At 39.8% G+C, this 14,727-nt stretch carries 14 protein-coding genes and 1 pseudogene; 14 read left to right on the top strand and 1 reads right to left on the bottom strand.

What is annotated here, in order from left to right; all coding sequences use genetic code 11:
- Positions 1-16 precede the first annotated feature (16 nt).
- From fba to AAYR28_RS09005, 9 genes are all read left to right on the top strand, one after another.
- Positions 17-874 carry a class II fructose-1,6-bisphosphate aldolase gene (gene fba, locus AAYR28_RS09045; protein ID WP_024427118.1) on the top strand — a complete coding sequence of 286 codons (858 nt, stop codon included), beginning with the start codon at positions 17-19 and terminating at the stop codon, positions 872-874.
- Between the two features lie 60 nt (positions 875-934).
- Positions 935-1,699 carry a DeoR/GlpR family DNA-binding transcription regulator gene (locus tag AAYR28_RS09040; RefSeq protein WP_061109943.1) on the top strand — a complete coding sequence of 255 codons (765 nt, stop codon included), beginning with the start codon at positions 935-937 and terminating at the stop codon, positions 1,697-1,699.
- Between the two features lie 104 nt (positions 1,700-1,803).
- Positions 1,804-3,729 (top strand): 3D-(3,5/4)-trihydroxycyclohexane-1,2-dione acylhydrolase (decyclizing), encoded by a 1,926-nt coding sequence (iolD, locus tag AAYR28_RS09035; RefSeq protein ID WP_024427116.1) that lies wholly within the window; start codon positions 1,804-1,806, stop codon positions 3,727-3,729.
- Between the two features lie 30 nt (positions 3,730-3,759).
- Positions 3,760-4,587 (top strand): 5-deoxy-glucuronate isomerase, encoded by an 828-nt coding sequence (iolB, locus tag AAYR28_RS09030; protein WP_024427115.1) that lies wholly within the window; start codon positions 3,760-3,762, stop codon positions 4,585-4,587.
- A gap of 2 nt (positions 4,588-4,589) precedes the next feature.
- Positions 4,590-5,600, top strand: coding sequence for a 5-dehydro-2-deoxygluconokinase (gene iolC, locus AAYR28_RS09025; RefSeq protein ID WP_061109942.1), 1,011 nt, complete (start codon positions 4,590-4,592; stop codon positions 5,598-5,600).
- 25 nt (positions 5,601-5,625) lie between these two features.
- Positions 5,626-7,086, top strand: coding sequence for a CoA-acylating methylmalonate-semialdehyde dehydrogenase (locus AAYR28_RS09020; RefSeq protein WP_024427113.1), 1,461 nt, complete (start codon positions 5,626-5,628; stop codon positions 7,084-7,086).
- A 49-nt stretch (positions 7,087-7,135) separates the two neighbouring features.
- A complete protein-coding gene (locus AAYR28_RS09015) occupies positions 7,136-8,326 on the top strand; it encodes an MFS transporter (RefSeq protein ID WP_345808977.1) in 1,191 nt (396 codons plus the stop codon).
- 28 nt (positions 8,327-8,354) lie between these two features.
- Positions 8,355-9,389, top strand: a complete 1,035-nt coding sequence (locus AAYR28_RS09010) for a Gfo/Idh/MocA family oxidoreductase (protein ID WP_061109940.1) — start codon at positions 8,355-8,357, stop codon at positions 9,387-9,389.
- A 32-nt stretch (positions 9,390-9,421) separates the two neighbouring features.
- Entirely contained in the window at positions 9,422-10,288 is an 867-nt protein-coding gene (locus AAYR28_RS09005) for a sugar phosphate isomerase/epimerase family protein (RefSeq protein ID WP_061109939.1), read from the top strand.
- Between the two features lie 858 nt (positions 10,289-11,146).
- On the opposite strand, the pseudogene AAYR28_RS09000 reads toward AAYR28_RS09005, so the two are convergent.
- Positions 11,147-11,317 (bottom strand): annotated as a pseudogene (locus tag AAYR28_RS09000) (YdhR family protein); the annotation flags it as partial.
- 298 nt (positions 11,318-11,615) lie between these two features.
- Here AAYR28_RS09000 and AAYR28_RS08990 point away from each other — a divergent pair.
- The 5 genes from AAYR28_RS08990 to AAYR28_RS08970 all read left to right on the top strand — a co-directional run bounded on the left by AAYR28_RS08990 (position 11,616) and on the right by AAYR28_RS08970 (position 14,707).
- Positions 11,616-11,843: a hypothetical protein gene (locus AAYR28_RS08990; RefSeq protein WP_335371283.1), complete on the top strand. Its 228-nt coding sequence runs from the start codon at positions 11,616-11,618 to the stop codon at positions 11,841-11,843.
- Positions 11,844-12,166: 323 nt separating this feature from the next.
- Positions 12,167-12,832 (top strand): helix-turn-helix transcriptional regulator, encoded by a 666-nt coding sequence (locus AAYR28_RS08985; protein WP_070325885.1) that lies wholly within the window; start codon positions 12,167-12,169, stop codon positions 12,830-12,832.
- On the top strand, positions 12,829-13,203 hold the full coding sequence (locus AAYR28_RS08980) for a RidA family protein (protein WP_024427108.1): 375 nt from the start codon (positions 12,829-12,831) through the stop codon (positions 13,201-13,203). Before AAYR28_RS08985 ends, AAYR28_RS08980 begins: the two co-directional genes overlap by 4 nt.
- Positions 13,204-13,275: 72 nt before the next feature.
- Positions 13,276-14,379 carry a threonine synthase gene (locus AAYR28_RS08975; RefSeq protein WP_070325884.1) on the top strand — a complete coding sequence of 368 codons (1,104 nt, stop codon included), beginning with the start codon at positions 13,276-13,278 and terminating at the stop codon, positions 14,377-14,379.
- A 28-nt stretch (positions 14,380-14,407) separates the two neighbouring features.
- Positions 14,408-14,707 carry a hypothetical protein gene (locus AAYR28_RS08970; protein WP_345808976.1) on the top strand — a complete coding sequence of 100 codons (300 nt, stop codon included), beginning with the start codon at positions 14,408-14,410 and terminating at the stop codon, positions 14,705-14,707.
- The last annotated feature ends 20 nt before the right edge of the window (positions 14,708-14,727 follow it).

Here is a 14,727-nt window from a genome sequence, read left to right as displayed (position 1 = left end):
AATGACTGTAACTGATGTGAAATTAGTTTCAATGAAAGAGATGTTAAAAGAAGCGAAGCAAGCAAAATATGCTATTGGGCAGTTTAATATCAATGGATTGCAATGGACGAAAGCCATTCTACTTGCCGCAGAAGAAGAGAACTCTCCTGTCATTGTTGCAGCTTCTGATCGACTTGTTGATTACCTAGGTGGCTTTCAAACGATTGTTGGAATGGTAGAGGGATTGATGAGAGATTTATCGATTACAGTTCCAGTTGCTTTGCACCTTGATCACGGGGCGAGCGTTGCTAGGTGCCAATCAGCCATTGAAGCAGGTTTCAGCTCTGTCATGATTGATGGTTCATCCTTTTCTTTAAAAGAAAACATCCGTATGACAAACGATGTTGTCAGCTATGCGATGAAAAGAGGTGTATCAGTAGAGGCAGAAGTTGGCTCAGTCGGTGGTATGGAAGATGGGATGATTGGCAACATTGTATATGCTAATCCATTAGACTGTCATCGACTTGTACAAGAAACCAATGTAGACGCACTTGCGGCAGCACTTGGTTCAGTACATGGGCCATACCAAGGTGAACCAAAGCTTGGATTTGAAGAAATGAAAGATATTTCTGAACGCACAGATATCCCATTAGTACTCCACGGTGGTTCTGGGATTCCGGTCGAACAAATTCAGCGAGCGATTTCATTAGGGCATGCGAAAATTAATGTCAATACAGAATGTCTACTAGCTTGGAATCAAGCTATACGCTCTAAATTAAAAGAGGATGCTGACATATACGATCCACAAACCATCCTAACGCCAGGTACAGAGGCTATTAAAAGTGTGGTCAAAATGAAAATGAGGGAATTCGGATCTAGCCAGCGCATCAGATAAAAAACCCATCACATCACATGAAGCCGCCTTCCATAAGCCATGATGAAAAGGAAGATCACGATGTTAAAAATGAAAAGAATTCAACAAATCAAAGAATATATCTTGAAAAATCAGTCTGTATCTTTAGACGACCTTGTCGAGACATTTGACGTTTCCAAAAATACCATTCGACGTGATGTCCAAAAATTAGTAAACGAAGGACATATTCAAAAGGTCTACGGAGGAGTTGCTGCAAATCATGCGAAGCTTGAAGCCTTTCAAGACAGACAAATTAGAAATCAAGCGCAAAAACGTCTGATTGCAAGAGAGGCAGCAAGCTGGGTGAAGGATGGAGATGTGATCTTTATTGATTCTGGTACGACAACACTGGAGCTCATACATTTCATTCACAACAAACAGGTAACAGTTGTGACAAATAACGTGGATTTCATCGTTCAAGCAATGCCTTATAAACAGCTACAAGTGATTTCGACAGGGGGACAATTAGAACGAAAGACGAAATCCTTTTCCAACTATTCTATAGCTGAGGAGTTAAATCTATATAACTTTGATAAAGTATTCATGGCATCTACAGGTGTCTCCATCTCTAATGGTGTCACCAACTCATCACCTGTCGAAACAACTATGAAGGAGCTAGTTGTAAAAAAAGGAAGAGATGTTTTTTTACTTGTCGATCATACGAAGTTCGACAAATATGCAATGGTTACCTACTGCGGTTTGAATGAGATAGACTATTTAATCACTGATGATCCATTAAATACACAGTATGTCAACTTTATTGAACAAAACGATATTAAATTGATTGTAGCGACAGACAAAGAATAAGTATTGACATGATGATTGATACGTTTGAAACAAGCGAGGCTGTTTGGGTAAGAGAGACCCTCTCAAGAGCAGAAATAAATTTATACGATAAGGTAGGGAGTACGATGGAAACAATTAGATTGACAATGAGTCAGGCATTGGTCAAGTTCTTAAATGCCCAATATGTTGAGTTCGATGGAAAGAGAGAACCATTTATTAAAGGAATCTTCACCATTTTTGGTCATGGAAACGTTGTAGGAATTGGTCAAGCACTTCAAGAAAACCCAGGAAGACTCGAAGTCTATCAAGGAAGAAATGAACAGGGAATGGCTCATGCGGCAATGGCTTTTGCAAAGCAAAAACACCGGAAACAAATTATCGCTTGCTCTTCATCCGTTGGCCCGGGCTCAGCCAATATGGTGACAGCGGCAGCAACAGCAACAGCGAACCAAATTCCACTTCTTCTTTTGCCAAGTGACGTCTTTGCTACTCGTCAGCCAGATCCAGTGTTACAACAAATGGAACAAACGCATGATCTGAGCTTATCTACAAATGATACGTTTCGAGCCGTCAGCAAATATTGGGATCGCATTACACGTCCAGAACAGCTGATGAGTGCAATGGTCAGCGCCATGCGCGTGTTAACAAATCAAATGGATACAGGTGCTGTTACCATCTCTTTACCTCAAGATGTACAAGGCGAGGCATGGGATTATCCTATGTCATTCTTTAAAGAACGTACGCATTACTTAGATCGGCAGGCGCCTTCTACCAGAAGCATCGAAGAAGCGGCTGAGCTGATCAAAACGAAGAAAAAACCACTCTTAATTCTTGGCGGAGGCGTTCGCTATTCAGAGGCTGCTGACGAATTCAAACAATTTGCAGAAACGTTCAATATTCCATTTAGTGAAACACAAGCTGGCAAGAGCGGAATTGAAAGCACGCACCCATTAAACGTTGGCGGACTTGGTGTGACAGGAAATAGTTCGGCAAACGAAATCTCACATGATGCTGATCTGATCATCGGTGTAGGCACTCGGTTCACTGACTTTACGACATCATCCAAACGTTTTTACGCAGAAAGAGATGTCCTGACAATTAATCTATCAGACTTCCATGCTTCTAAACTAGAAGCGACAAAAATCATCGCTGATGCGAAACTAGGACTTCGTGCATTAAGAAAAGCGCTAGACGGCTATCAATCTGGTTATACGAACGAGATTAAAGAAGCAAAAGCGAAGTGGGAGCAAGAACTTGAAAGACTCCGCAACATCGAATACTCAGGCGATGACTTTGAGCCAGAGATCAAAGGGCATTTCAAAGAAGAAATGGAAGAATACAAAAAAGAATTAAACACAACACTCCCGCAAACAACCGTTCTTGGTTGCATTAACGAATGGATTCCAAAAGATAGCATCATCACTTGCGCAGCAGGGAGTTTACCAGGTGACTTGCAACGTATGTGGGTCGCAAAAGAGAGAAATACGTACCACTTAGAGTATGGCTATTCTTGTATGGGATACGAAGTCGCATCTGCATTCGGTGCAAAAATGGCTGCACCTGACCAAGAAGTATATGCGATGACTGGAGACGGGAGCTACTTAATGCTACACAGTGAGCTTGTCACGAGTATTCAAGAAGGTTATAAAATCAACATTATGCTTTTTGACAACTCAGGTTTTGGCTGTATCAACAACCTTCAAATGGATAACGGAATCTCCAGCTTTGCAACAGAATTCCGTATGAGAAATAAAAAGACAGGTCAGCTTGATGGCGAGATCATGAAAATCAATTTTGCTCAATCAGCAGCAGCTTACGGTGCAAAAACGTATGAAGTGTATACACTTGATGAGCTAAAAGCAGCGATTGAAGATGCAAAACATCAAACGGTAAGCACATTGATTGATATCAAAGTGCTGCCAAAAACGATGACAGACGGTTACGGTGGTTCATGGTGGCATGTTGGCATCGCAGCTGTATCAGAGCAGGAGTCTGTGCAAAAAGCATTCGAAGCAAAGGAAAATCAACTAAACAAAGCAAGAAGATATTAAAAAGCTAAAAAAACGAAAGGTGTGATCATCATGACTGATCTAATCGTACCAGGACAAAAACGTGATAAAGAGGGAAAGGTGCTGAGCATCACGCCTGAATCTGCAGGCTGGACGTATATTGGATTTGATGTGTATACCCTCTCAAAAGGTGAAACGCTTCATCACGAAACGGGAGACAAAGAGGTTTGTGTTGTCATTCTTTCTGGTAAACTCCACCTTTCAACAACAACAGAAAAATGGGAGAACATCGGAGAGCGCATGGATATTTTTGAAAAGATTCCTCCATATTCTGTCTATGTACCAAATGGTGACAAGTTTGATATCAAGGCAACAACAGATGTAGAAATAGCCATTTGCTCTGCTCCAGGAAAAGGCACATACAAAGCGCGCCTCATTACCCCAGAACATATAGGGGTTGAACATAGAGGAGCAGGCAATATTGCAAGGCAGGTTCATAATATTTTACCAGAGCAAGAGCCTGCAGATCATTTGCTTGTAGTCGAAGTATTTACACCAGAAGGAAACTGGTCGAGTTACCCGCCACATAAGCATGATCAAGATCATTTACCATATGAATCTTACTTAGAAGAAACGTATTATCATAAGGTAAAACCAGATCACGGATTTGCGCTCCAAAGGGTGTATACAGATGACCTTTCTTTAGATGAAACAATGGCTGTCAAAGATGGCAGTGCTGTTTTAGTACCAAAAGGGTATCATCCAGTATCAGCGCCCCCTGGTTATGACATTTACTATTTGAATGTGATGGCAGGGCCTGTTCGGACATGGAAGTTTCATAACAGCAAGGAACATGAGTGGATTATGGAACACAAATTAGCTGCGAGCAAGGAGAAGTGACAATGTCCTATTTAACTTTTGAACAAGATAGAAAACTAGACGTCATTGCGATCGGTAGATTATGTATTGATTTAAATGCAAATGAAATCAACTGTCCAATGGAAGAAACAGTGACATTTACTAAATATGTCGGCGGGTCTCCTGCGAATATTTCCATCGGTCTTGCGAGACTTGGCATGAAGTCAGGCTTTATCGGAAAGGTTGCCGATGACCAAATGGGGCGTTTTGCGACACACTATTTGCAAGAAAACAACATTGATACTGAAGGAATTGTCATTGATCGAACAGGCGCGGTGACAGGCCTTGCATTCACTGAAATTAAAAGCCCTGAAGAATGCAGCATTTTAATGTATAGAGACAATGTCGCTGATCTTAAACTTGAAATCAGCGAAGTGTCTGAAGATTACATCAAACAAGCGAAAGCCATTCTTATCTCAGGAACAGCGCTAGCAAAAAGTCCTTCTAGAGAAGCCGTTTTCGTTGCGCTAGATTATGCAAAAAAACATCAAGTGACCATCATTTTTGATGTCGATTATCGTCCATATACTTGGCAGTCCGAAGAGGAAACATCAATTTATTATAACCTTGCTGCTGAAAAATCAGATTTGATCATCGGGACAAGGGAAGAGTTTGACATGATGGAAAAATTGACAGTTGACGGCCCATCAAACGATGAATCCACTGCAAATAAATGGTTTTCACATCATGCAAAAATTGTCATCATTAAACATGGAGGAGAAGGATCAATCGCCTATACAAAAGATGGTCTTTCCCATCGCGGGGGCATTTTTAAAACGAAAGTACTGAAAACATTTGGCGCTGGCGATTCATATGCATCTGCTCTCATTTATGCACTAATGAATGGGTTGACAATTCAAGAAGCAATGCGCTTTGGCAGTGCTTCAGCATCAATTGTTATTTCAAAACATAGTTCATCTGATGCGATGCCATCTGTAGAAGAAATCAAAGCGTTTATGGCAACAGCAGAAGAATTCATTCTAAATCAACCATAACAGTAGTAGAGGAGAGAGAAAAAACATGGCAAAAACAACCTTAAAAACAGTGAAAAATTATATTGGTGGCAAATGGACCGAAGCTGCAACAACGCAAACAGAAAAGGTTTTCAATCCTGCAACCGGTGAAGTAATTGCAGAAGTACCTTTATCAACAATAGAAGACGTAGATCGTGCTGTCCAGTCAGCAAACGAAGCATTCAAAACTTGGTCCAAAACAGCTGTACCAAAACGTGCGCGTATCCTTTTCAAATACCAGCAATTGCTTGTGGAGAAATGGGAAGAATTAGCTGAGCTTGTGACGCTTGAAAACGGAAAGAGCTTAACAGAAGCTAAAGGAGAAGTACAACGCGGCATAGAGTGTGTGGAATTCGCTGCTGGTGCACCAACCCTCATGATGGGGAAACAACTACCTGACATTGCAACAGGACTTGAGTCTGGTATGTATCGCTACCCCATCGGTGTCATTGGCGGGATTACACCGTTTAACTTCCCTATGATGGTTCCTTGCTGGATGTTCCCACTCGCCATTGCTTGTGGAAACACATTTGTCTTAAAGCCATCTGAAAGAACACCAATCCTTGCCGCAAGATTAGCAGAGCTATTTGAAGAAGCTGGTCTCCCAAAAGGCGTACTTAACATTGTGAACGGTGCACATGATGTGGTAAATGGGTTGCTTGAGCACAAAAACGTCAAAGCGATTTCATTTGTTGGCTCTCAGCCAGTGGCAGAGTATGTATACAAAAAAGGAACAGAGCACGGCAAACGCGTTCAAGCGTTAGCTGGAGCGAAAAACCATTCTATCGTCTTAAAGGATGCTGATTTAGATGGGGCAACAAAACAAATCATCGGTGCTGCGTTCGGATCAGCTGGTGAGAGATGTATGGCAGCTGCTGTTGTGGCAGTAGAAGAAGAGATTGCGGATGAATTCATTGAAAAATTAGTAATTGAATCAAATCAAATTGTCATTGGTAATGGCATTGAGGAAGATGTGTTCCTTGGACCTGTCATCCGTGAAGGTCATAAAGAGCGCACGTTACAATACATTCAATCAGGAGTAGACGAAGGCGCATGCCTCATTCGTGATGGAAGAAAAGACAGTGAGACAGAAGGCGAAGGCTACTTCGTTGGACCAACGATTTTTGATCACGTTACAGAAGAAATGAAAATTTGGCAAGACGAAATTTTCGCACCTGTTCTTTCTGTTGTACGTGTGAAATCACTTGGTGAAGCGATTGACATTGCCAACCATTCAAGATTTGCGAACGGTGCTTGCCTTTACACTGACAGTGCATCAAGTGTCCGAGAATTTCGTGAAAACATTGAAGCAGGTATGCTAGGCGTTAACGTGGGTGTCCCAGCTCCAATGGCATTCTTCCCATTCTCCGGTTGGAAAGATTCATTCTACGGTGATCTTCACGCCAACGGGACAGACGGCGTAGAATTCTATACTAGAAAGAAAATGGTTACAGCTCGTTATATGTAAACGAGCGAACAGGCGGCTGTGTCCCTTCTGATCACAGCCTGCCAAATAAATGGATGTGGTCATCGCGAAAGACAAAGTCCTATTTTCTATCATTTCATTTTTCTTTTGGTTTACACAGTTTCTCTATGTCCCGATTTTATCACCTTATTTAAAAACACTTGGTGGACACTATACCTTTATTGGTATCGTGTTAAGTAGTTACGGGCTGATGCAGCTTTTTTGCAGGCTACCTGTGGGGATCTTTTCCGACTTCTTAAACATGAGAAAACCGTTTATTGTCTTCGGCATGATGACGGCCACTTGTAGCTGTCTTTTATTTGCCTTAACGGACGCCTTCATATTGGGGCTTATTGCGAGGTGTCTTGCTGGCTTAGCAGCAGCAACATGGGTTGCCTTCACAATAATGTATGCGAATTATTTCAAAGAAAATGAATCACAGAAGGCAATGAATTACATTTCATTTATCGTTGTCCTCGCGCAGTTGTTAGGTATGAGCTTTAGTGGTTATATCGTCGATATCTTTGGATGGAAAGCACCGTTTTGGATTGGATCCTTCATCGGCTTGATTGGTCTTGTTTTATCACTTTTTATTCTCGAACAAAAAACAGAAAACAAGACCCAATTGAAAATGAAGCAACTCATTAAAGTCGCGAAAGAACCAGCGTTACTAAAGATTTCACTGTTGTCTATTTTAGCGCACAGTATGATTTTTACGACGATGTTTGGATTTACATCAACGTATGCACTCACCATCGGCATGAAACAAAGTGAACTTTTTTACGTTGTCTGTTCTTTTATGATGCCGCACACCTTAGCACCTTTATTACTTGCGAGACTGCTTAAGGAGGCGAATAAAAGAAACATCTTAATCGGTTCATTTACGGTTGCCTCATTTTCGATCTTTATGATTCCTTTTATTCAACAAAAGGTCATCTTTTATATCAACCAAGGAGTAGGTGGACTTGCATTAGGTTTTATTTTTCCAATACTTCTAGGAATGGCCATTGAATCTGTGTCACAAAGTTTTAGAGCGACTGCCATGGGTGCGTATCAAGCATTATATGCACTTGGTATTTTCGGTGGTCCGTTTATTGCAGGAATGGTCAATCATGTATTTGGCATCGCATTTGGATTTTATTTTGAAGCCATCTTAGGGGTATGTGCAGTCGGACTTATTATGACAAAGACTTTTGAAAAGATACAAAATCATGATACACACACGATTAAGCGCCATACATAAAGCGCTTTCATTCAGAGGGGGTTCTCAAATGAAATTAAGAATTGGTGTTATTGGTACTGGAGCAATTGGTCAAGAACATATGAAAAGAATCACAAATACATTGTCAAAAGGAAAAATTGTGGCAGTAACAGATGTGAATCAAGCGCAAGCCCAAGCGATTGTAAACGCATTACATTTAGATGCAACAGTCTACAACGATGGCCATCAACTCATTCAAGCTGATGATGTTGATGCGATTATCGTCACTTCTTGGGGACCAACACATGAAGAGTTTGTATTAGCTGCGATACAAGCAGGAAAACCTGTTTTCTGCGAAAAACCACTTGCGACAACAGCAGAAGGGTGTAAGCGCATTGTGAATGCTGAAATCGAAGCAGGGAAGTTATTCGTGCAGGTTGGATACATGCGCCGTTATGACCCAAGCTATCTAGCATTGAAAGCAACTCTTGATCAAGGAACTGTTGGTGAACCATTAATCATTCATTCTGCACATAGGAACCCAACAGTACCTGAAACTTATACTGGTGATATGTCAATTGTCGATACATTTATCCACGAAATTGATATTCACCGCTGGTTACTAAACGACGACTATGTGTCAGTACAAACAATTGCACCAAAGAAAACAAGTCAAGCAGCCGATCACCTTCAAGATCCAATCATAGTCTTGATGAAAACAAAACGTGGGGCACTCATTAGTGGAGAAATTTTTGTCAATTGTGAGTATGGATATGATATTCAGTGCCAAGTCGTTGGAGAAAAAGGAATTGCCAGTCTTCCTGAGCCTGCTACGGTTGTTTTGCGTACTGATGCAAAACATTCAAAAGATATTTTAGTAGACTGGCAAGCTCGTTTTAAAAGCGCGTATGATGCTGAACTACAAGATTGGATTGATTCTACATTAAAAGGGGAAGTCAATGGTCCAACAGCATGGGATGGTTATGTCGCAGCAGTCACATCTGATGCATGTTTAGAAGCGAGAGTATCTGGTGAAGTCACTCCGATTCACCTTGATGACCGCCCAGCATTTTATGATCAAGCATTAACAACCGTCCAAAAATAAATACTTAGCTGAAAAAGAAAGGGAGATTGAACATGATTTTAGCATACGACCCGTCTCATTACCGTGATCATACAAATTTAAAAGATACAATTGATAACGTTGCAAGACTCGGCTATGAATATGTAGAGCTGTCCCCGCGTAAAGATTTCATTTGGTTTTATGACTATCCAAAAGTTGATAAACATTTGATCAGAGACTTAAAGAGATATTGTCGTGATGCAGGTGTAAAAATTTCTTCTGTACTTCCTGTTCAACAATGGTCTTCACCAAATGAGCAAGAGCGGCAAGCGGCAGTGAGAAACTGGAAAAGATGTATTGAGATCACATCAGAACTTGGTGTTGATCTCATGAACAGTGAATTTAGTGGAGACAAAACACGCCCTTTAGAAAGTGAAGCAGCATTTGTCAGATCAATGGACGAACTGATGCCAATCTTTGAAAAAGAAGGGATTAAGCTAAACCTTCAGTCACATCCACATGACTTTATAGAGTTGAACATTGAAGCGATCCGCATGATTCGTGCACTAGATAAAGAATGGATCAAACTTGTGTATTCTGTTCCCCATGCGTTCTTCTATGACGATGGGATTGGTGATGTAGAGAAGCACCTTGGTGAGGCAGGAGATCTGCTTGCACATGTATTAATCGCAGATACACTAAATCATAAAGCAGCTCACGGGCTACGTTATATCGTGAATCCACCAGATGCCAATGTAACCGTTCACCAGCACTTGAATCCTGGTGAAGGAGAAATTAATTTTGAAGCACTTTACCGGAAATTACGCGAAATGAAATTCGATGGAATTGTTACAAATGCAGTCTTTGCATATTCTGATCGCCCAGAATGGTCGAATGAAATCACGTTAAAGTCCATTAAAGAAGGATTAAACATCAAATAATAAAAAAAACCAGCGTTTATTCTCAAATAAGGGAACGCTGGTTTTTCATATGTGTCGATTGCATATTTTCAGTGCTTGTGCTCGATGCAAAATGTGTCTTTAACACCACGGTCGCGATGGCGCCATTCGACCTTGAGAAAAGTTCCAATGGATTTGTCAAATCGAATAACACAAAAGTCTTTTATCATAAAAAGTGAGAGGTTAAGCAGCCGGGCTTCCCGATTGCTTTGCTTGTTTATAATTGAAAAAGGAGATGATTAAATGAATTACTATAAATTACTTGTATCAATTTGCACCATAGTATTAATCTGCTCAGCATGTTCAAAGAGTAGGATGCAGTGGTAGACTCTCCAAAAAGAGAGTTAAGCAGCTTAAAAGATAGTAAATTTGCTGTAACTTTTTCAGAGGTAATGGACAGGGGTTGCGAAATAGTCAACTATGATAACACAGGGAAGACTTTTTCTAACGTATCAATGAAAGACTGTGTGGGATTCACGTCATCTACTCAGAGCAATAATAACATCTACTTTTCATCTAATAAGTCTAACTTTCACATATCTCTAGATAAGAAAACTGAGGAGTAAGCCCTCTACATACAAAGTCACTTTCAAAATCTACAGATGACGAGGGTGCGTTCTTTATTAATTACTCTAATGGTTATTCTGCATGATATAAACGTTGGTTACACAGGTAATGGCTTAGTAAGAGAGTTGGTCTACTGGAAATAAGATAGGAATGACAAGAAATAGGTTGAACTAGACGGAGAGTTGACATCGCTTTCTCCTCATCATTCAAACGGGGGAATGCCTGATGAAGCAACGTTATGACGAGGGAATAAACAGGTCTTGAACCTATTGTATAGATAATGATTTCACCCTCATCCTCATTTTTTTGAGCATTCTCCGTCCATATTTTCCATATGAATCCGTCTTCCACATTTATACTTTTCGCTAAATCAGAAAACTCTTTTGCCATTTCATCACCGAAAGGACCCTTCATCTTAAAATCTATCTGTAATAAGTGTACTATCGTCATTCTCCTTATGTTGAAGTTGTAAAATAGAGTTCTCCCAGCACTTCTTTCATTTGATACTGCTCTCGCGGAAGTTCCTTCTCCATAAAAAAACGTACATCTGATGGGTCAACTAGCAGGATTAATTGGACTTGTTGTTCTAATGGCCAATTGTGTTTAGGTTTTTTAGCGAATGAATTGTTTTCGAATAACTAGGCACGAGACAGCGAATACTGCGAAAGCGCCCGCTGATCCAGCAGTAAACACCAGCTCAAATTGTTCTGGTTTGGACTTGAATAACAAAGGGACAGAAAGAATGAGAGCAGCACCACTAAAGCCCAATCCTAATATCAACGTTGCCAATAATTTATTCATAGAAACACCTCTTACACTCAGAATTAGAACAATGGAAACGACTGATTCAAGAATCATCGTTATCACATTCCTAGTTGGAGTGTATCATATGATGGCGGACGATTGGTTTCTTTTCATTAAAACACACAATCGTGAAATAAACTTTTTAAACGAACGGTGTACGTTATAATATAAATGTGATGTAGCTTTAAACGATTTCCATAAAGAAGAGGAGATGCATACGATGACAGCATTTCTTTCATCCATAGCCTGAAAGAAGAAATGTTTGCAGGTGATACCGTATCAATGGAACGGTTCAGGTGGGGAATTGAAGTCATTTTGTATGGAATCCAGCAAGAAATCAATTAGAAAGGAGCACGAGCAAAAAGCAGTCAATGGCTGCTTTTTTTATATTTTCTCAACCTTTTCAACATATATAAAAAAATCTATATATTGTTTTTATATATAAAAAATTATATAATCTAGTGGAATAAACAAATGAGGTGCTTAGGCATGGAAAATACGAAGAATTTATTAGAGAGCTATATTCCTTTAGCAAAATCTACGGCAAAAATGTTTGGACCAAATTGTGAAGTAGTGATTCATGATTTAACGAACCCTCAAGCATCTGTCATGTTTACAGTAAATAACCATGTGACAGGAAGAGAAATCGGTCAATCATTTGATCATCTAGTCAAGACTGTATTACAATCAGAAGATTTTAAAGAAGATTATCTTGCTGGGTATACATTTAAAACAGAAGACAACCGTACCATTCGTTCTTCGACTTCATTAATTCGTGATTCTAAGAAAAAGGTGGTTGGAGCATTCTGTATCAATTTTGATGTTGAAGCTTTGAATCAAATGCAGCAATTTATGGATACTTTTCTTTCTTCAAAAGTTGAAGTTCAAGAGAATGATACAACACCAAATGATGATTTTGATAATGTGGAAGGAATAGTAGATCAATTGATTCAACAGATCATTCAAAACAGTGTCCACCCAGTTATGAAACGTCATGAAAAAATTGAATTAATAAGGTTCATGGATGAAAAGGGAATCTTTTTAATGAAAGGTTCGGTTGAGAAGGTCGCATCTATGTTAGGTATTTCTAAAGTCACTGTCTACAGCTATTTGGATGAGATCAAACATAAATCGAATGAAGGGAAAACGAAATGAAAAGTATCCTTGAGGTAGGGAATCTAAAATCCAACGGACACTATGCATTCGCAACCATTCATCAAAACACGGTCTACGTTTCAGGACAATTTGCCATCAATCCAGAAACGAGAGAAAAAGAATTCGGCCCCATTGAAGAAGAGACATTACAAGCGCTTAAGAATGTGGAGATGATTGTAGAAGCAGCCGGAAGTAAAAAAGAAAAGATTTTGCGTATGACATTATACATTTCGGATATTGAACTATGGGACAAAGTAGATGCGGTTTATACTGAATTTTTCGGTGAACATCAACCAGCACGTACTGTTGTACCAACGAATGAATTACATTTTGGTTTCAAAATTGAAATTGATGCTATTTCTTATATTTAGAATATTTTTTTGCACATGTTATATAAAAAAGTATATTTCATATAAAAAATTATTTAAAGGGGTTGATGATTGATGGATCAATTGATTTGTAACCAGTGCGGCAAAAAGTATGAGATGACACCAACTTTATGGAAATGTGATTGTAACGGCGTATTAAATCTGGTGAAAGATACCCCTAAAATAGATATAGAGGCTTGGAATCACTACCCAAACTCCTTATGGCGTTATGTTGAAACCATGCCATTTTCAAAAGGTTCTAAGACTTGGGAATCTGTGACAATGGGTGAAGGTCAAACTCCGTTAATCGTTTTAGATCCTAATGAGCCAAACACTTATGTAAAAGTTGATTATATGATGCCTACGCTATCCTTTAAAGATCGAGGAGCTGCTGTTTTAATGACAAAGGCAAAGGAATTAGGGGTATCAAAAGTCATTGCGGATAGCAGCGGGAATGCAGGAACGGCGATTGCCGCTTATGCAGCTCGCTGCGAGATTGCATGTGACATCTATCTAAGCGATGAAACTTCACCTAAAAAGGTCGCTCAAATAAAAGCCCATGGAGCAACGATTAAAGAAATTCGCGGTACACGAGAGGATATTGCAGCCGCGGCCCAAAAAGCAGTAGACGACGAAAACGTCTTTTATGCAAGCCATGTGTATCATCCTTATTTTTTTGAAGGAACAAAAACATACGCCTATGAAATTTATGAACAAATAAAAGGAGCACCTGATGCTTTAATCATTCCAGTTGGAAACGGTACTCTCCTCCTAGGTACGTATTATGGTTTTAAAGAGTTATTTGAAAATGGTTTGATTCATCAAATACCGAAAATCATTGCCATACAAGCGAAAAACTGTGCACCTCTTGTGAAAGCTTATCAAAATGCGAAAGAATCAGCATCGCCTGTTACGAATACAGGAACCTTGGCAGAAGGCATAGCCATTGCTGCCCCAGCGCGCTCCAAACAAATTCTAGAAGCTGTACAAAATACCAATGGCACATTTATAGATATTGAAGAAGAAGAGATATTGAATGCACGCTCTAAACTAAGTGAGAAAGGATTTTATGTGGAAGTGACATCTGCAGTCAATTTTGCGGGCTACATGAAATATAAAAAGAAATCAAAAGAAACAATCGTCATACCTCTTTGTGGTGCAGGAATTAAATCAAAATAACCCAAACTTGAAATCGGAGGAATGTTTCATGGGTTTGGATTTTACTCATTGCGAAGCACATTGGTCATACAGTGACTTCCATGGTTTTAGAAAAAGGTTAGCTGCTTGTATTGGTATGAATTTAGATGATATGGAGGGGTTTGGTGGGGAAATACCCTTTAAAAACTACCAAGATGACATCATCCCATTGCTGGAACAGCCCGATTCTGATAGCTGCTTATCACCAGATGTTTGTCAGACCGTTGCAGCTAGATTGCGTCAACTGATCCGCCATTGGCCAGATGATGATATAGATAAAGGGAATGGAACTAGCGCATCAACAAAATGAGATATTGGGATTTATATAGG

The organism is Bacillus safensis (genome assembly GCF_039619585.1).
Taxonomy (GTDB): Bacteria; Bacillota; Bacilli; order Bacillales; family Bacillaceae; genus Bacillus; species Bacillus safensis.
Note: the sequence above shows the minus strand (reverse complement) of the source record. Positions and strands in the feature narration are given on the sequence as shown.